Here is a 17134-nt window from a genome sequence, read left to right as displayed (position 1 = left end):
AATTCTGGTGGCAGAATAAGTCATAGCTGTCCCTTATGTGGCACGAAACACTGCAGTAGGTGTGACCTACTGAATCTTGCCCCGCGAGGGACGGTGAAAATATCAGATATCAGGTTTTCCTCGGCGGCTTATTTTCCCACCTTTACGACCCGCTTCTGCGGCTCGCTCAGGGTCAAATCGGAAATTACCGCCACTGATATGCCCTCCTTTCCGCCCTGCTTCTGCTGCCCGTTCTCTGTTCTCAGCAAAGTTGCCGGCACCGCCTCTTCTAACACCCATAATGCCTCCGGTTTGGGTTAAGTTCCTTCCAAACTCTAGACACAAAAGGGTTAATTAAGTAGCGAAGCGGTAAGCATTTAGTTCAAATGCATGAAAATCGAGCCTATAACCGAAGCGGAAAGCGCCCCTGTTTTTTTACTAAAAAAAAAGAATGCCTGGTCCTGGAAATATTTGAAAAAAGCCGCAAATATATGCGGCCTTTAAGGAGAAGAATGCGAGTTCACTCTAAATATTCCTGGTGCTGCATCGGGCGCTTTATAAGATTTAGATCATCACAGCCATGCACGTTAACACTCTAATGTCAGATAGCATCGCGGATTTCCGGCCAGGCCACTACCGCGCCTTCAGACGAGAACAGACTGCCCTGGAAATCAATGACACCCGCCGCTTCAAGCCACATCCACTCTTCGGGACGCTCAATGCCTGCAACGATCACCTTGATTTCAAGGGCTGAGCAGCAACGTATCACAGCCTGCACCACAGCCTGTTTAGGACCACTTTGATGAATATTGCGCACAATGCTGGCACCGACACGAATACGGTCAGGCTGAACGTATGCGAGAAGAGAAAGGCCGGCAGAACCGTCACCAAAGTTATCAATGGACAGGCTGATGCCGGCCTGCTTAAGCTGACGAACCGCGGCACTAAACGCATCAAGACTGGAGATGACTTCCGTCTCGCTGACGCCAAGTATAATTTGCTCTGGCAGGAGTCCTGCACTTTCGATTTCTTTGACAAGTGTCCCGATAGCATCAGGCACAGAAACCAGCGTCATAGGCAAAATACTGACATACAACGTCATACCATCGGGACAGGTTCCGCCCGCTATCCGCAAAGCTTCAATCACTGCAGTGAGATTATGAAGGTATCGCTCCTCTCCGGTCACTCCGCCCGGTAAAATCTCGGGAATGGCTTCAATCGCGGTGACTTCCCGTCCAAGCGGATCAACAACAGGTCTGAAGGAGACGCCCGACGCAGCAGGTGGCGCCTCATTACCCGGAACAAAATCCCAGTATTCAGCAGGCAGCACTTCAAAGTAATTCTCTTTCTCGCGCGCTTCCACAAAGGTCCGGAGAAACTGAAGGCCGCGATCATCGTAGGTCAGACGATATCTGGACGTCCCCCGGTCCAGAACCGCCTGCAGAACACTGGCTGCTTCATGCTGACGCAGGTCGAACAATTCCATGCCGTGGTTACCGAATCGGCGTGAGGGCGAATAGTCACGCATCAGTTCAACGACATTATGATGTCGTGAATCGGAACAGATACGCTCGTAAATATGCTGTACACCTTCTTCCGGCCCTTCCAGGATTTGGAAGAAGTGCGTTCCATTGAACAACAGTATTCCTGTTACCTTGTGCCGGGCATTAAGAAGGCTGGCCCTTGCAACCATATCAGGCAGGATGTTCACGGGTACATCATCACGAAGATGACTTCGGTATATTATTGTTGTAAGCATTTCGGCTCCATAATGTCGCAGATTGTCCCCTGCACAGTAACAGCGACCGACCCAATATCAAACCGGACCGGTAATTGAATTCCAGCCTTCAATTCTCATTTTTATGCCGGTTCTAACTGCTATGGACTTGAGCAACTTAAGGCTAAGAAGAGATGCATGACAGTGCATTAATGGGGAATTTTGGCATTTATGGCTTGAACGCATGATCACTAAATCGCTTCGTTTATAGAGTAACCGTATAGAAAGTTGCACCGGCCATATGGCAAATGATTATTAATACGCTACATTAAAAATGTAAGCTTTCAGTTTATTCTTAGGTTAATCAAGGATAAGGAATTCCATGTTCCTTCTCTGCCCGCTTCGGTGGGATTTTTTATTTTATAAGAGAGCGAGTCACCAACCAAAGATTTCCCCCAAGTCTTAGACGAGTAGTTTTTTAAGCGAAACGGCATCGGATAACCTAATGTCAAGAATCCGCAACACTTAGTCAAATAACAACCTCAACAAACCCAATGACTAATTGATAACAATCAAATTTTTTCGAGACCCGTTTATTTCTCTGTTGATTAAAGGGAACCTGAAGCCATGATTTCCCTTACCACTTATACATTGCCTTAAAAATCACTTCGTATAGTCCATCACTGTTTCTGACATAAAAAATGGGTTTAAATTTAAACTGTGACTACGCTAAATCATAACGCATGCGTTTCTTTTTCAGATGGTAAAAATAAATTCAGGAGAACGATCATGGCTGAACGTTGGGTTAATGATGGTGCGGTTATCACAGAACCTCATGGCGGCCTGCCGCTAAAACGTATTTCATGGAGCGCGGTATTTGCGGGTGTTATCGCCGCGCTTATTGTTCATATTTTATTAGGATTACTCGGCACTGCGATTGGTGCTTCTGTCATTGACCCTCAACAGGAACGCAATCCACTTGAACATATAGGGACCGGCGCGCTGATATGGACGGGTGTCAGTATGCTTATCGCCATCATCGCCGGCGGTTACGTGGCTGGCAGGCTGGCTCAACGCGAGGGCGCACTGCACGGATTACTGATGTTTGGTGTCAGTACACTTATCACCCTCTGGCTTGCATTTTCACTGGCAACTGGGATTATCGGAGGCGCATTTAATATCCTGGGTGCCGGAGCAAGTGCGCTAGGCAGTGGTGTTTCAGCCGTTGCCCCGTCTGTCGGGAACATGGCCAAAGAGAAACTTCAGGAGAATAATATTAATTTAGATTCGCTCCAGAATGAGTTACAGGCCACCCTCCGTCAGACAGATAAGCCTGAACTTCAGCCGGATAAGCTTCAGCAGGATGTGAACAGTGAGGCAAATAGCGCACAAGATCAGGCTAAACAAACGGCTCAGAACCCGCAAAATGCGGATAACGATATCGTGAACTGGATCCGTGGAGTTATTAATCGTCATTCAGACACCCTTCAGGCTGCCGACCGGGATGCGCTCAAAAACATTATTAAAGCCCGGACAGGTAAGAGCGATCAGGAAGCTGAGCAGATCGTTAACCAGACGGTTGAGAGTTATCAGAAAGCCATGGCACAGTTTCAGCAACTGAAACAGCAGGCTGAGCAGAAAGCCCGTGAAGCCGCTGAAAAGGCTGCCGCCGCAACCGCCAGAGCCAGCTGGTTCACCTTCTTCGTATTGATTATTGAGGGCGTGCTGGCTGCTGTATTCGGACGCATTGGCAGACGCACTCAGCCTCATACCGTTCTGGCTGGTGAACGACCTCTCTGACAAAGTGAGGGGCGAAACGTATTATTGCAATCATCAAAACATCTTGCTAAAAACATGCCGCTATGTGCAGTAAAAACACATGGCGGCATGAGCGTCAAAGCTATACCGTTTGATTCGCAACTAACGAATTTTCCGAGGAAAATTAAGAAGTTTTAATTCTCGTTTCGCTTTGTGAAGAAAAGCAAAACGAACTATTAAAAGCTTTTAATTAATCAATTGTAACCACTCCCTGCCCATTGCCTTCAATTTAAACCGAAGCGATTTACCTGCACCTTCCATCAAGGTGAGAAGAACTCTCTCAATAAGCAAAGCTCGAGAAAAGTAGTGATTGCACTAACTGTTCTCCCGTTAAATACGCCCCTCGCTACCGATGTCCACTGCCAAAAAAAAGATGACATAGTGAGTTTTCATGCCTTGCTCGTGTGGAGATTAAACGTCGGCAGGTTGATTCACTACTTTGCCTGCAGGTCTGGATCATAAATGAGTTACCGATAGTTTTTTTATACAAATTCTCATTGCAGGTAAGAGGTCTTATCAGTATAAATTTCTGACGACCACATCATATAAAGGGATGTTCTTATGAAAAAAACATACGCAGACCTGTCTTCAGCCCCTCTATTAACTGGCATTATTGGCGAGGCGGTACTGGAGCTTGTTGAACGCAGCATGAATATCAGCCGCGAAAGCATCATAGCTATGCTTGAAAAGAAGAAGCGTGAATCCTCGATCCCGGCCATAATTCGCGTAACTGATGATGCTCTTTTCTGGTTGCGAAAAGGAAGCGGAGACTGATAGTCAATTTAGGACGAAAAAGTTTTTTTGTGGTTTAAGCTATAAACTGAGAGGTTAATAAATTGTCTTCCTCTTATTTAACGCCTCGCTTATAAGCACAAAGTCATTAAGCTTTTTCGTCTTGCCTCTGCGTTTTTACCTTTCATTTGATTGGGTATGCGAAAGCTTTGCTCAATTAACCTTATTCACTTAGGTTTACGTTGAAAATTGCCATAACTGAACCAGGCTTAAGTCTCTCATCACAGGAGGCCAACAATGCCGTATAAATCACGAGATTCCCTGCCAGACAGCGTTAAGCACGTACTCCCTGCTCATGCGCAGGATATTTATCTTGCAGCTTTTAACAGTGCCTGGGATGAGTATAAGGATAAAAAGGACCGTCAAGATGACAGCTCCCGCGAAGAAGTATCACATAAAGTAGCCTGGGCTGCAGTCAAACATACGTACGAAAAAGGCAGTGATGATAAATGGCATAAGAAGAAGTCTTGATCAAATTCTAATGAGTAATGTATTGATCATTCATTGAGATTGCTGGTTTTAGCCAAGGTTTGGTACAGTTTATCCCCCCTCATGGAGAATGATTTGTCATTTAGCAAACATATTGATCATTGTGACCTGAAATGTTCGTTCTTCTCCGCCGTTCCGCTGGAATTCGGCGTGATGGCTGCAATAGATGAGATCATATTTTATCAGCTGCTTGCCTGGCATCACTTCTTTGACTGGTATAGCTGAACTTGCTGATTACTGGTTTGTTTGCGAGCTGGTTCAGGTATCGCAGTGCATTGTCTGAGTTTATGACAATCAGAAGTGATCGCGCCCGCGATAATGAGTAATGACTAATCCTATGCTTTAGTGAAAGCGACCTGTCGGTAGAAGCATTATGGATTATTGAAACTGCAGATGAGTAAATAGCCTTACAAGTCTTCTTATCAGACCCAATTTGGCTCCAAAGGAAGAGATCTTCAGTAAAGGTTCATTTTTAGGAAGAATTTAGTGGGAATTTTAGGGAAAGGATTCAGGCCGCCCTTCCGGACGGCCTGTCATGTAAACCCGATTAATGCGCTGCCATCTGCGGAGGCAGGCGCAGCAGGGCTCGCTTGTCTGCCACCTCATCCGATGTCACCGGTTTTGCCGCATTTCCCCAGCTGTTGCGTAGGTAGGTTGCCACCGCTGCCACCTGTTCGTCCGAAAGCTTCCAGGCAAACGAAGGCATCGCACCGCTGGTTGGGTTGCCTGCAGTGACCGCCCCGCGTCCTCCTTGCAGCACCGTCGTGATGATCGAAGAGGCATCATCCGCTAACAGGCCAGGGTTATTTGCCAGGCTCGCCGCGAGGTTAGGAATCCCTTTGCCATCGCTGTTATGGCAGGCCGTACAGTTGGCTGAATAGACATTTTCACCCATCTTCATTTGCGCATTGTCCATCGACAAGGGTTGCGGCAACGTCGCGGTCGATGCCGGCACTTGCTTGAGATATACCGCAATCGCGCGCAAGTCAGCTTCGGTTAAATGCTGCGTTGAGTTGGTCACGGCTTCCGCCATTGGGCCAGACGCGACAGCCACATGGTTGCTGCCGAGCTTGAGGTAATCCACCACCTGCTGCTCAGACCAACGTCCAATGCCGACATGCAGATTAGGGGTGATATCAGGTGCATGCCACTCGCCCAGATTACCGCCCTGCAGATAATCACTGCTGTCACCGCCGATCAGGTTCTTAGCTGTGTGACAGGCGGCACAGTGTTCCGGCCCTTCCACCAGATAAGCGCCTCGGTTCCATTCAGCACTTTTACTGTTGTCTACCTGGAAACCTTCGTTTCTGAAAAACAGCAGATTCCATCCCATCATCGCCAGCCGGATATTATAAGGAAAGCCCAGATTGGTTTCGGGCACCTGATAATGAATCGGTTTTACCGAACGCAGATACATCCACAGATCATGCATATCCTGATCGGTCAACTTGACGTAAGCGTTGTAAGGCATGGCAGGATAGAGATGCTCGCCCTCTTTGCCCTTGCCGTGACGCACCGCACGAAAGAAATCCCGCTCGGTCCAGTTGCCAATACCGGTTTCGCTATCCGGCGTAATGTTGCTGGCATAAATGCCGCCAAATGGCGTACTGATAGAGTAACCTCCAGCTAATGGCAGTTTACTCTCCGGCTTGGTGTGACAGGCGGTACAGTCACTGGCTATCGCCACATAACGTCCACGTTCAATGGCGTCGTTGTCTGCCGCCGTTGGCGGTTGGCTGGTGAGAACGTTGTTGCTGGCGACATCATCCGCTGAGGTATCGCCGTTCATCCACAGCATGCCCGCTGCCACGGCCGCAGCGATCACCGCCACGCCCGCAATGAGTTTGCTCTTTTTCATCTCACACCTTCACCAACGGACCTGGATTTTTCAGGTACTGCTCGATAATGGCTTTCGCCGTCCACAAACTCAGAGCGCCAATGGTGCCCGTTGGGTTGTAACCCGCATTGTTAGGGAAGGAAGACGCCCCCAGCACAAACACGTTGTGCGCATCCCAACACTGCTGATAACGGTTGAGCACCGACGTTTTCGGATCGCTGCCCATGACCGCACCGCCAATGGTGTGATCGCTGGCAAAGTTATATGGAGAATAAGCCCCCGAAGCAGAGTTGGTGCCGATGACGATTTCAGCGCCCATCGCCTTCCCGATCTCAACACTCTTCTCTTCGATGAACTTCGCCGAACGGCGATCGTTATCGTTGTAGTCGAAGGTGACACGCAGCAGCGGGTTGCCGTTGTCATCCTTGTACTCAGGATCGAGGTCAAGGTAGTAATCTTCGTGCGAGAAGCTGGTGCCCTGGCCGAAAATGAAGGTAGTGTTTTGGAAAGCGTGGGTATAGGCTTTCTTCCACTCTTTACCCCAGCGCGGCGAGCCAGGTGGCAGCGCATCGGCATTCCCGATGGGACGCGCACCACGCGCCACGACTAAAATGCCTGCTCCGCCGATAAAGCCAAGGCCCTTATGGTCAAAGTTATCGCCGTTCCAGTCATCGACTTGGGAAGAAAGCGCGCCTGCGCCAATGTATTGGTTCAGATTCTCATCTTTGAAGTGGAGCGCCGCGCCCGACACGGTCTGGAAGCTGTAGGCTCGCCCTACCACACCGGTTTTGGTCACCGGGTTATAAGGCACCCCGATTTTCGACAGCAGCAACAGACGGACGTTTTGCATCTGGAAAGCAGAGAGGATCACGATGTCAGCCGGTTGCACCCACTCCTTCTTGTTCTTATCGAGATAGGTCACACCGGTGGCAGTTTTGCCGTCTTCTGCCTTGTTGACGCGAACTACCGCTGAATCCGTCAGCACCGTGAAGTTCTCACGCTGCATCAGCGCCGGAATAACACAGGCGTTTGGACTGGATTTGGAGAAGTTGCCGCAGCCGTAATAAAGGCAGTAGCCACAATAGGTACAGGGCCCCATGCGCACACCTAGCGGGTTAACATAGGCGCGTGAAGCCTGACCTGCAGGCACCATAAAGGGGTTGAGTCCAATTTTCTTCGCGCCTTCGGCGAAGATATCGGTGAGGCGCATGCTTTCGAGCGCTGGTAACGGATACTCGCTGCTGCGGTTACCTTCAAACGGATTGCCGCCTTCAATGGTTTCACCGTTTAACTTGCCGGCTTTGCCCGAAACACCCGCGATCTTTTCAAAGCGATCGTAGAAAGGTTCCAGCTCATCATAGGTCACACCCCAGTCCTGCAGGATCACGCCTTTGGCGATTTGCTGCTTGCCGTAACGCTTCACTGTCTGGCTGTAAGGTTCAAAATCAAAAGGTGTGAATCGCCAGGCCATCCCCGCCCAGTGCGTGCCCGATCCCCCCACGTTATAACCCAGCTCGTTAAGGTTCCATTCCCGGCTCGGTAGCGCGGTTTGTGTGACGTTATTGCGAAAAGTGGTGGTTTCGACGGCGGGCGGCAGCAGCATACTGCGGCGCGTATCCCAGCGCAGTTCATCGGTATCGACCGATGGCGGAAAATCTGTCGCGGTTTCAAACCACGGGCCACGTTCAATGGCAACGACATTCAGGCCAGCGCGGGTCAGCTCTTCGGCGATCAAAGAGCCGCACCAGCCCAGGCCGACGATGGCGACATCAGCTTTTGGACGGACGTTATTCATAGTTTATTGCTCAGCAAACAAATTAAAGGGTGTTATCAATCAGGCTGGTGGGAATGATGTTGAGCTTCTGTCCCTTTTTCGGCAGCAAATCGCGGAAGTCATAGCGAGCGCCAGGGAAGCCAATCATTTTCCAACTGGTCATGTCTTTGTTGCCCCCGTATATCGGGTCAGCCAGGAAGCCTTCACGCACGTTCTGCAGCAGCAGCTCAAAGAACACTTTGGTTTCGACCTCTTCCCCCAGATCGAGACGGTTATTTTCCATCGCCGTCAGAACCTGATCCTGCTGATCACCGCTCAGCGCCAGGAATTTTTTGCCGAACTGTTGCTGGGTCGCCTTATCCAGTGCGGCAATCCCTAAGCGATAACGTTGCGCCGGAGTGAGCGAGGATTGCGGTCCTTGCTCTGGCGTGCCCTTCACGAATTTACCGAGGCGATAAATCGCCACTGCGTTGCCGTAATCACCCGCGAGCTGACGGTCGATAAAGATCGCGCACCCTGCCTCTTTGCCACTGAGACTGGTTTCATCGGCGGGGATAAATCGTTCAGCGATGGCACCTACCGTGTCAAATTCATGCTGAGTGAGATATTGCAGCCCCCCTTTTCTGGGCGGTGCGGGCGGCGTTTGGATCTTGCCGGGTTCCCAGGGCTGGCCACCCTTCACCTCATCGGCCTGCGCCAATGTCGGGATCGTGGAAGCCACTCCCAATGCGGTGATGGAAGTGAGAAATTCTCTGCGTTTCATGTTTTCCCTGCTTTCACATTGCAAACCAGGTCAAATAACAGACGTATTTGTGCCTGGCATTGAGCCATATAAATAAGGTTTATTGGATAAATAATGACGCTGCCCGGTGGGCTTTTATTAGATAAATATGGAGGTAAGTTTTTACATTCAAATCACGTAATTAATTAAATATTAACAACGCAGCAAAGAGTAATGACTCCCCCTTCGCTTTGAAAGGTTTTTGTTGATGGTTTCCCATCATTGAAGTTTTTAATAAGCCGGACTGGACGATGTAGAGTGTGGTTTCGTCTCGCAACATTTAACATCTTGCCAGTCACGAAACGTTGCGCATAATACGGCGAAAATAGACGCCAGGCTGTGACCTGAGGCGCACTCTGCGTTGTTGAAATAGTAGACATGAATTTTACTGGGGCTTAGAAGCATAATGAAAAAACTCACCCTGATTAAAGTGGCTGAACTGGCCGGGGTTGGTATCGCAACGGTTGACCGTGTGCTGAATGAGCGTGGCGGGGTTCGTCCGGAAACGGTGCGCAAAGTGCTGCGCGCCGCACGTCAGGCTGGGTTGCAGCGTTTACTGCCGGATGACACTCAGCATCCATGGCAGATTGAAGTTTTCCTCAGCAGTAATGGTACCTGGTTTTTTCAGCAGTTAGCCGATGAATTTGCCAATATTGCCGACCGCCTCGGTTATCGTAAAATTAAATTATTTCGTACGCTGGTGAGTGAAAACCCACCGGAAAAACTGGCAGAAAAGATAAAAAAAAGCGGTGAGTTGCGCGACGGTATTATTGTTTATGGACATGACTACCCCGTTATTCATGAAGCCTTATCCTGGTGCAAAGATAAAGGCGTGCCGGTGGTTACGCTGGTTTCAGATTTACCCAATTCGCATCGATTCTGTCATGTTGGAATAAATCAATATCAGGCAGGACGTACCGCCGGCTTATTAATGAGCCAAACCATGCCCCAGAAGGGTGATGTCATCATGGTCAGCGGACGTTTTGATTTCAGCGCACATATACAACGTATTTCAGGTTTTCGTGATGCTATTACCCAGCGCGCACCCTGGCTACGCTTGCGTGAAGTATTGGCGGGTGAAGATGAACGACACAAAATCCGCACGCTGCTGAATCAAGCGTTACAGCAATCCGATAATGTCGTCGGGCTCTATAACTCTGGCGACAATAACAGCGATATCAGTGCAGTATTGCAGCAACACCAATTGCTGGGCCGCTGCTGCTACATCACGCACGAATTGTACGATGTGACGAAAGATCTTCTGCAAACTGGCGCGCTCTCCTACACGCTGGATCAAAATGCCCGTCAGCACGCCGTGCTGGCCACTGACCTGCTGATAAGGCATCTGGAACAGGGATTTGAGCCCGATCTGTATCAGGACGGCCACGTGGAACTGCGTATTGTGACGGCGGAGAATCTGGATTAGTCAGTCATGACCCGTTCAACAAACGCGGCAAACTGACGTGCTTTCGCCGTCGCCATGCGCCCACCAGGAAAAACGGCCCACAGGTCAATATCAGGCAAAGCCCAATCGCTGACCAGACGCTCAACGCTACCATTGGCTATCTCTTGGGAAAACATCCAGTCAGAAGCCACCGTGATGCCCATATGCGCCAGCACAGCAGTGCGAATCCCCTCCGCTGCACTGAGATGAAGTCGCCCGTTCAGGACAACATTTTCGACTTCAGCTGCGCGCTTAAACTGCCAGGTATCATTGAGCTGACTAAAAATCAGCGCTTCATGTTGGCTGAGGTCACGGGGATGCAGCGGATGCCCCTGCCGCGTCAGGTAGTCGGTGGTGGCCAATACAGAACGTCGTGAGGTGGCAATTTTACGCGCCACCGCGCCGGAATCCTGCAATGTGCCCATGCGCAGGCAAATATCGATCCCTTCAGCAATCAGATCGATGGGGCGATCGTCGAGCCGAATATCCACCTTGAGTTGCGGATGCTGCTCCATAAATTGGGCAAGATGTGGAATCACATGTAATCGGGCAAAAGTCGGTGCTGCCGCCACGCGCAGAATACCGGTGAGGCCTTTATCCGCACCGCGCGCCGCCATCTCCGCTTCATCTGCCTGCTGCAGGGTAATTCGTACACGCTCATAAAATCGCTGCCCCGCTTCAGTGGGCGTGAGTCCATGCGTGGTGCGCAACAGTAAACGTACATCCAGATGCTTTTCCAACTGGGCGATAGTCTTTGATACCGCCGGTTGCCCAATATCCAAAATGCGCGCTGCCGCCGAAAACGACCCCGCATCAACCACCTGCACATACATCTGCATCGCCTGAAAGCGATCCATGGTATTCCTCCTGGGAATAGCAATTATGGTTTTTGGCCCTCTGCCATTACCCGTCGACATTAACAGATACTCGTTTGCATCAACAACGGCTAACCCGCTTTCAACGAAGGCGCATCATCCAAAAGGAAATCACTATGTCTCGCTTCGAAAACTATCGTCACAGCTTTAACAACGCACGCCTTACCCGCTCGACCACCGGTGTATTGGAAGTGATGTTTCACACCGATGGCGGATCACTGTTGTTCAATGGACATACCCACGAAGAGTTTGTTGAACTGTTTCATCAAATTGGTTCCGATCCCGATAATCGCGTGGTGATTCTGACCGGTGCCGGAGAGGCTTTTATGGAGAACATCAGCCCGGAAGGTTTTGATTTCTTCACGCCACGCGGTTACGACAAAATTTTCCGTGAAGGCAAAAAAGTTCTGATGAATCTGCTGGATATTGAAGTACCGGTCATCGCTGCTTTAAACGGACCGGTGCGCCTGCACTCGGAATACGCTTTGCTGGCGGACATCGTGTTGGCCACGCCCGATACCGTTTTCCAGGACAAACCCCATTTCGACTTTGGCATCGTCCCGGGGGATGGCGTTAACCTGCTGTGGCCGGAAGTCATCGGCAGCATACGTGGCCGCTATTTCCTGTTAACCCGTCAGGAATTGGACGCTGAAACCGCCAAAGATTGGGGCGTGGTTAATGAAATTCTGCCACGCGATACCTTGCTGCAACGGGCTCATGAGCTGGCAGAATCGCTCGCGGCGTTACCTCCACTCACCAGCCGCTATACACGCATCGCGCTGACACAAAAACTGCGTCGCATCATTGATGAAGGTGCGGGCTACGGCCTGGCATTGGAGGGCATTAGTGCAGCCGATGTCGCTCTGCAAGCAGCTTCAGCCTCATAAATCACCCTTAACCGTTTTATCCGATCCGGCGCAGACATCTGCGCCGGTTTTTGTCGTTTAACGCAGTAGTAAACCTGCACTGGCTTGAAACTTCATTAGACCTTTAGATAAAGGGTATTGAGGCGGGAGTATAGTCGTTAAGTCAAAAGCGGCCTGACGGCCGCTCCTCGCAGGGTTAACTCGCGTTATCACTGCGCATATGCTGGGAAATCGGTATAGCCTTTGGCATCTCCACCGAAAAATGCGTCACGTTGATAGTGAGCTAACGGATAGCCATGTTGGATCCTTGCAGGTAAATCGGGATTCGAGGTAAACAAACGGCCAAATGCGATCAAGTCTGCCTCACCCGCTTCCAACATCTTCTCCCCCGCCTCAGGTTTAAAGCCTCCCGCCGCGATAATGATGCCATGGTAAAACTCGCGCAGTTGTCGGCTGGCAACCGGTTCTTCATAGTGCCCGCCTTCCCTGTCTTCTGGTCCGACAATGCGCGGCTCAATAATGTGCAAATACGCCAGCGCGGCATCGTTGAGCTTGTCGGCCAAATAGCTGAACGTCGCTGCCGGGTCACTATCATGCATATCGCCATAAATGCCACTCGGAGAAATTCGGACGCCAACCCGCCCCGGCCCATACACTTCCGTCACAGCTGCTACTGCCTCCAGTAAAAAGCGCGCGCGATTTGCCAGGCTCCCGCCCCAGCTATCCTGACGTTTGTTGCTACCATCCAGCAGAAACAGCTCAGGTAGATAGCCGTTGGCGGCATGCAGTTCAACTCCGTCAAAACCTGCCGCTTTTGCCCTTATCGCAGCTTGTCGATACGCTTCAATAAGTTGTGGAATTTCTTCTTCTTGCAATACCCGTGGTTCAGGGAACAACTTTCCTTCATAAGTACCGTCGGTATTCTTACCCACGCCGTAAGTTTCTCGCGCAGTCAAAGCCGAAGGTGCAATCGGCTGGTAACCTTCTGACAGTTCTGGCAATGACTGACGCCCAGGGTGCCACAATTGCAGCACTATCTGGCCGCCCTGCTTATGCACCGCATCAACCACCTGCTTCCATCCCGCCTGTTGAGCGTCATTGAAAATGCCCGGCGCATCGGCATAGGCATTTGCATGGGGCGAAATCGCGGTGGCTTCCGCAATCAGCAACCCACCGGGACTGGTGCGCTGTCGATAATACTCAACCATCAACTGACCCGGCACGCCGCCATTTTCGCTGCGCATACGGGTTGTCGGTGCCATCACGACACGATGCTGAAGACGTATTTGTCCGGCAGTAATAGGCGTAAATAGTGTGTTCATTTGTCGCTCTCTCATTGAATGATGGGAGCAGCATAAACAGGCCCATACCCGGCAGAAATATGCCCAGCCGCATAACCGCTATGCCATTGAGGAATACGCTGGTTATTAAATCTCTGCCATTACGCCCACAGGGAATAGGGAGATGATTGAATAAGCGAACCGCAACTACTAAATATTCACTTGTGAAGCATGATTATTCTGCACATCGAGGAAATAGCGGTTTACACTGGCTCACCACTATTCAGGAAGAAGAGGTCATTGTGCTGTCGAAGATCCCCGATTATGAAACCGATCGCGAAGGCTATCTGGAGTTCATGACCCGCAGCAATGCGCTGCGCATGGAGTTACTGATTCTGTCGGAGAAGTTTGTTGAGGTGCACGGCTCTTATGAGGCTGGCATGGCGGAACTGGGAGAATGGCTGCTGAACTATGCGGATAATGCCATGATCCAGAAATTAAGCTCGGGCCCCATCAGCAAAGAATGGTTGTTTGATGAGTTGAAAAGACGTCACCCGTAGTTGTCATAGTTGATGGGCGAACGTTAAAGATACAGATAAGTTTTCATCCCCCAAAATCAAATTAGCACGGTAATGATTCCCTGCTGTAAATGTAATCTATGGTAATCAGTTCAATATCCAATATGACAAATTTATGGCAGAAATAAAACTCACCCCGATTTCCATCACTAAACCAAAATCAATACAAGCGATTGTTTATAATGACTATATTTTAAACACGACGACTAGCCAGCCCTCAAAGATTGCATTTATATGACTAAATTTTGACAGCACTGTCATAAATCTTTCATAAATTTTCTATATGTTAGCCACACAAATCGTTGTGCTTGTGCCGCTTTAGCGATCTATAGGAAATTTTCACTAATGAGCGATTACGTTACGCCTCAAACTTTACATGTTGCCGCTACACCGTTGTCTTCTGCGATTCAACTCCCTGTAAAAAACAGCAAAAAACCGCTATTCCTGTTTGGCGTGGTTTTACTCGCCGGCATTCTCTTTGCAGGAACGCAATTAGTCGGCGATATTCAGCAAACCGGGGTCACATTTAGCAGTGCGCTGCCGTTAATGCTGCTCGGTTTTGCCTTATTAGCAGCATTGGGTTTCGAGTTCGTCAATGGTTTCCACGACACGGCCAACGCCGTTGCCACCGTCATCTATACCCGTTCGCTTTCCCCGACCGTAGCGGTTGTGTGGTCAGGGATTTTCAACTTCCTTGGCGTTTTATGCTCCTCGGGCGCGGTGGCTTTCGGCATCATCTCCCTGCTGCCGATTGAACTCATTATGCAGTCCGGCAGCAGCGAAAGCTTTGTGATGATCTACGCTCTGCTGTTCTCGGCGATCATCTGGAACCTCGCCACCTGGTGGCTGGGCCTGCCCGCTTCCTCGTCACATACCTTGATCGGTTCCATTATTGGCGTCGGTATCGCCAATGCCGTGATGCACGGGCGCAGCGCCATGAGCGGCGTGAACTGGGGACAGGCATTAAACATCGGCAATGCGCTGATCCTGTCACCGATTGTCGGCTTCGTCTGTGCTGCACTGTTGCTGGTGTTGATGAAGCGCATGGTGAAAAAACCTGAGTTGTATGCCACCAGCAAACATGAAGGTGCGCCGCCGATGTGGATCCGCGGTTTGATGGTGTTGTCCTGCACCGGCGTCTCTTTTGCACATGGCTCAAATGATGGCCAGAAAGGCATGGGGCTGATGATGCTGATTCTGGTGGCTGCCCTGCCCGTGACCTATTCTCTGAACAGTTCCGTGCCGCAGTCTGATATCCCACAACTGATTACACTGGCCGAAACAAGCCAGACACAACTGCTGCAGTTCAGCGCCGCACCGACTCCTGCTCAGCCTGATGATGTGTTAACAACATATCTGCGCACCGGCCAACGTGATGCAAAAGTGATCGCCGCGCTGGCGCAGGTCAGCGGCAACATTGGCACCACGCTGAAGCAATATGGCGCGTTGCAGGCTATCCCCGCCGAGCAAAAACCTGCGATGCGTAATCAGATGTATTTGGCAGCAGAAACCATCAAACGTCTGCAAGCCGATCACTCGCTGATCTTACCCTCAGCCACGCTGCAAAATCTGCAGGCGCTGAAAACCGCGCTCAATGGTGCAACGCAATTTGTCCCGACGTGGGTGAAAGTCGCAGTGGCGCTGGCGCTGGGATTGGGCACCATGGTGGGCTGGCGTCGTATTGTGACAACGCTGGGTGAGAAGATTGGCAAAAGCCAGCTCAACTATGCGCAAGGCATCAGTGCTCAGATGGTGGCGATGGGTACCATTGGCGCAGCGGATGCATTCGGTCTGCCGGTCTCAACCACGCACGTGCTCTCTTCCGGGATTGCCGGCACCATGGCCGCCAATCGCAGCGGCTTACAGTTCGGCACGTTACGCAATATGGTGCTGGCATGGGTGCTCACCTTGCCTGCCGCCGCACTGCTCTCCGCCGCCCTCTACTGGATAATGACTTCACTGTAACGCTTGCTTCGACAGGGATAAGACGATGTCTGCACACGAAATGAACAATAACAATATGTTTGATGCGCGCTTTTTACAGGAATTCTATGACAGCTATGACGAGTCGCTGGAGATGGAGTTAGCGGATTTTGGTCTGGCGGCCAATAACGATCCGCAAGAAACGGCGTGGCGTCGCCGCTATTTTATGGAGTTACTGCATCTGCAGGGCGAGCTGGTTAAGCTGCAAAACTGGGTGATCCGTACCGGTCATCGTCTGGTGGTGATATTTGAAGGCCGCGATGCGGCAGGCAAAGGCGGCGTGATTAAACGCATCATGCAGCGGCTGAATCCGCGCTATTGCCGCGTGGCAGCACTTCCCGCACCGAATGAACGTGAGCGCACGCAATGGTACTTTCAGCGATACGTCTCACATCTGCCGTCAGCGGGAGAAATCGTGTTGTTCGACCGTAGCTGGTACAACCGCGCAGGCGTCGAAAAAGTGATGGGATTTTGCAGCGATGCGGAGTACGAAGAGTTCTTCCACAGCACGCCAGAATTTGAACGCATGCTGGTGCGCAGCGGCATTCAGATCGTCAAATACTGGATCTCCATCACCGATGAAGAACAGGAAATGCGCTTCCTCAGCCGCATCCATGACCCGCTAAAGCAGTGGAAGCTGAGTCCGATGGATTTGGAAAGCCGACGACGCTGGGAAGATTACACTGCCGCCAAAGAGAGGATGCTGGATTGCACCAACATTACCGAGGCGCCATGGTGGGTGGTGCAAGGCGTTGATAAGAAGAAAGCGCGTCTGAACTGTATCTCTCACTTGCTGCAACAGGTTCCATATGAAGCAGCAGAAGGCGAGCAGATTTCGTTACCTTCCCGCATTCATCATGAAAATTATGCCCGTCATCCGGTGCCAGAGAGCATGATCGTGCCCGACAGCTACTGAACTAT

The 17134-nt window shown here is 50.6% G+C and carries 16 protein-coding genes; 9 read left to right on the top strand and 7 right to left on the bottom strand.

The features are described 5' to 3' along the window. Positions 1–102 precede the first annotated feature (102 nt). Both ACXI0A_RS25180 and ACXI0A_RS25175 read right to left on the bottom strand, forming a co-directional pair. Positions 103–279 (bottom strand): KGG domain-containing protein, encoded by a 177-nt coding sequence (locus ACXI0A_RS25180; protein WP_476146253.1) that lies wholly within the window; start codon positions 277–279, stop codon positions 103–105. Positions 280–580: 301 nt separating this feature from the next. Then, positions 581–1738: an EAL domain-containing protein gene (locus ACXI0A_RS25175; protein ID WP_476146254.1), complete on the bottom strand. Its 1158-nt coding sequence runs from the start codon at positions 1736–1738 to the stop codon at positions 581–583. A 747-nt stretch (positions 1739–2485) separates the two neighbouring features. On the opposite strand from ACXI0A_RS25175, the gene ACXI0A_RS25170 reads away from it, so the two are divergent. From ACXI0A_RS25170 to ACXI0A_RS25155, 4 genes are all read left to right on the top strand, one after another. Then, positions 2486–3496, top strand: coding sequence for a hypothetical protein (locus tag ACXI0A_RS25170; protein ID WP_476146256.1), 1011 nt, complete (start codon positions 2486–2488; stop codon positions 3494–3496). Positions 3497–4075: 579 nt separating this feature from the next. Then, a complete protein-coding gene (locus tag ACXI0A_RS25165; protein ID WP_224932911.1) occupies positions 4076–4288 on the top strand; it encodes a hypothetical protein in 213 nt (70 codons plus the stop codon). Positions 4289–4543: 255 nt separating this feature from the next. Further along, positions 4544–4777, top strand: coding sequence for a putative cation transport regulator ChaB (gene chaB / locus ACXI0A_RS25160; RefSeq protein WP_337022821.1), 234 nt, complete (start codon positions 4544–4546; stop codon positions 4775–4777). An 81-nt stretch (positions 4778–4858) separates the two neighbouring features. After that, on the top strand, positions 4859–5020 hold the full coding sequence (locus ACXI0A_RS25155) for a DUF2243 domain-containing protein (protein WP_476147138.1): 162 nt from the start codon (positions 4859–4861) through the stop codon (positions 5018–5020). A gap of 322 nt (positions 5021–5342) precedes the next feature. Here the strand turns inward: ACXI0A_RS25155 and ACXI0A_RS25150 are convergent, their stop codons facing one another. Genes ACXI0A_RS25150 through ACXI0A_RS25140 form a run of 3 tightly spaced genes read right to left on the bottom strand, consistent with a single transcriptional unit; the run spans position 5343 to position 9169 of the window. Then, the gene (locus tag ACXI0A_RS25150) at positions 5343–6653 is read right to left on the bottom strand and encodes a c-type cytochrome (protein ID WP_476146259.1); all 1311 of its coding nucleotides are present in this window, start codon (positions 6651–6653) and stop codon (positions 5343–5345) included. A 1-nt stretch (position 6654) separates the two neighbouring features. After that, positions 6655–8427: a GMC oxidoreductase gene (locus ACXI0A_RS25145; protein WP_476146261.1), complete on the bottom strand. Its 1773-nt coding sequence runs from the start codon at positions 8425–8427 to the stop codon at positions 6655–6657. Positions 8428–8449: 22 nt separating this feature from the next. After that, positions 8450–9169, bottom strand: coding sequence for a gluconate 2-dehydrogenase subunit 3 family protein (locus ACXI0A_RS25140; RefSeq protein ID WP_476146263.1), 720 nt, complete (start codon positions 9167–9169; stop codon positions 8450–8452). A gap of 424 nt (positions 9170–9593) precedes the next feature. Here ACXI0A_RS25140 and ACXI0A_RS25135 point away from each other — a divergent pair, with 424 nt between their 5' ends. Beyond that, positions 9594–10613: a substrate-binding domain-containing protein gene (locus tag ACXI0A_RS25135; RefSeq protein ID WP_476146265.1), complete on the top strand. Its 1020-nt coding sequence runs from the start codon at positions 9594–9596 to the stop codon at positions 10611–10613. Here the strand turns inward: ACXI0A_RS25135 and ACXI0A_RS25130 are convergent. Beyond that, positions 10610–11488 (bottom strand): LysR substrate-binding domain-containing protein, encoded by an 879-nt coding sequence (locus tag ACXI0A_RS25130; RefSeq protein WP_476146267.1) that lies wholly within the window; start codon positions 11486–11488, stop codon positions 10610–10612. The genes ACXI0A_RS25135 and ACXI0A_RS25130 overlap by 4 nt on opposite strands. Before the next feature lie 134 nt (positions 11489–11622). On the opposite strand from ACXI0A_RS25130, the gene ACXI0A_RS25125 reads away from it, so the two are divergent. Continuing rightward, entirely contained in the window at positions 11623–12393 is a 771-nt protein-coding gene (locus ACXI0A_RS25125; RefSeq protein ID WP_476146269.1) for an enoyl-CoA hydratase-related protein, read from the top strand. A gap of 188 nt (positions 12394–12581) precedes the next feature. Here the strand turns inward: ACXI0A_RS25125 and ACXI0A_RS25120 are convergent, their stop codons facing one another. Further along, on the bottom strand, positions 12582–13694 hold the full coding sequence (locus tag ACXI0A_RS25120) for an oxidoreductase (RefSeq protein WP_476146271.1): 1113 nt from the start codon (positions 13692–13694) through the stop codon (positions 12582–12584). Between the two features lie 146 nt (positions 13695–13840). On the opposite strand from ACXI0A_RS25120, the gene ACXI0A_RS25115 reads away from it, so the two are divergent. The 3 genes from ACXI0A_RS25115 (at position 13841) to ppk2 (ending at position 17129) form a co-directional block, all read left to right on the top strand. Further along, entirely contained in the window at positions 13841–14212 is a 372-nt protein-coding gene (locus tag ACXI0A_RS25115) for a hypothetical protein (RefSeq protein ID WP_476146273.1), read from the top strand. A 363-nt stretch (positions 14213–14575) separates the two neighbouring features. Beyond that, on the top strand, positions 14576–16195 hold the full coding sequence (locus ACXI0A_RS25110; RefSeq protein WP_476146275.1) for an inorganic phosphate transporter: 1620 nt from the start codon (positions 14576–14578) through the stop codon (positions 16193–16195). Between the two features lie 25 nt (positions 16196–16220). Next, on the top strand, positions 16221–17129 hold the full coding sequence (ppk2, locus tag ACXI0A_RS25105; RefSeq protein ID WP_476146277.1) for a polyphosphate kinase 2: 909 nt from the start codon (positions 16221–16223) through the stop codon (positions 17127–17129). Positions 17130–17134: the final 5 nt, after the last annotated feature.

The organism is Pantoea sp. C1E2 (assembly GCF_056491465.1).
Note: the sequence above shows the minus strand (reverse complement) of the source record. Positions and strands in the feature narration are given on the sequence as shown.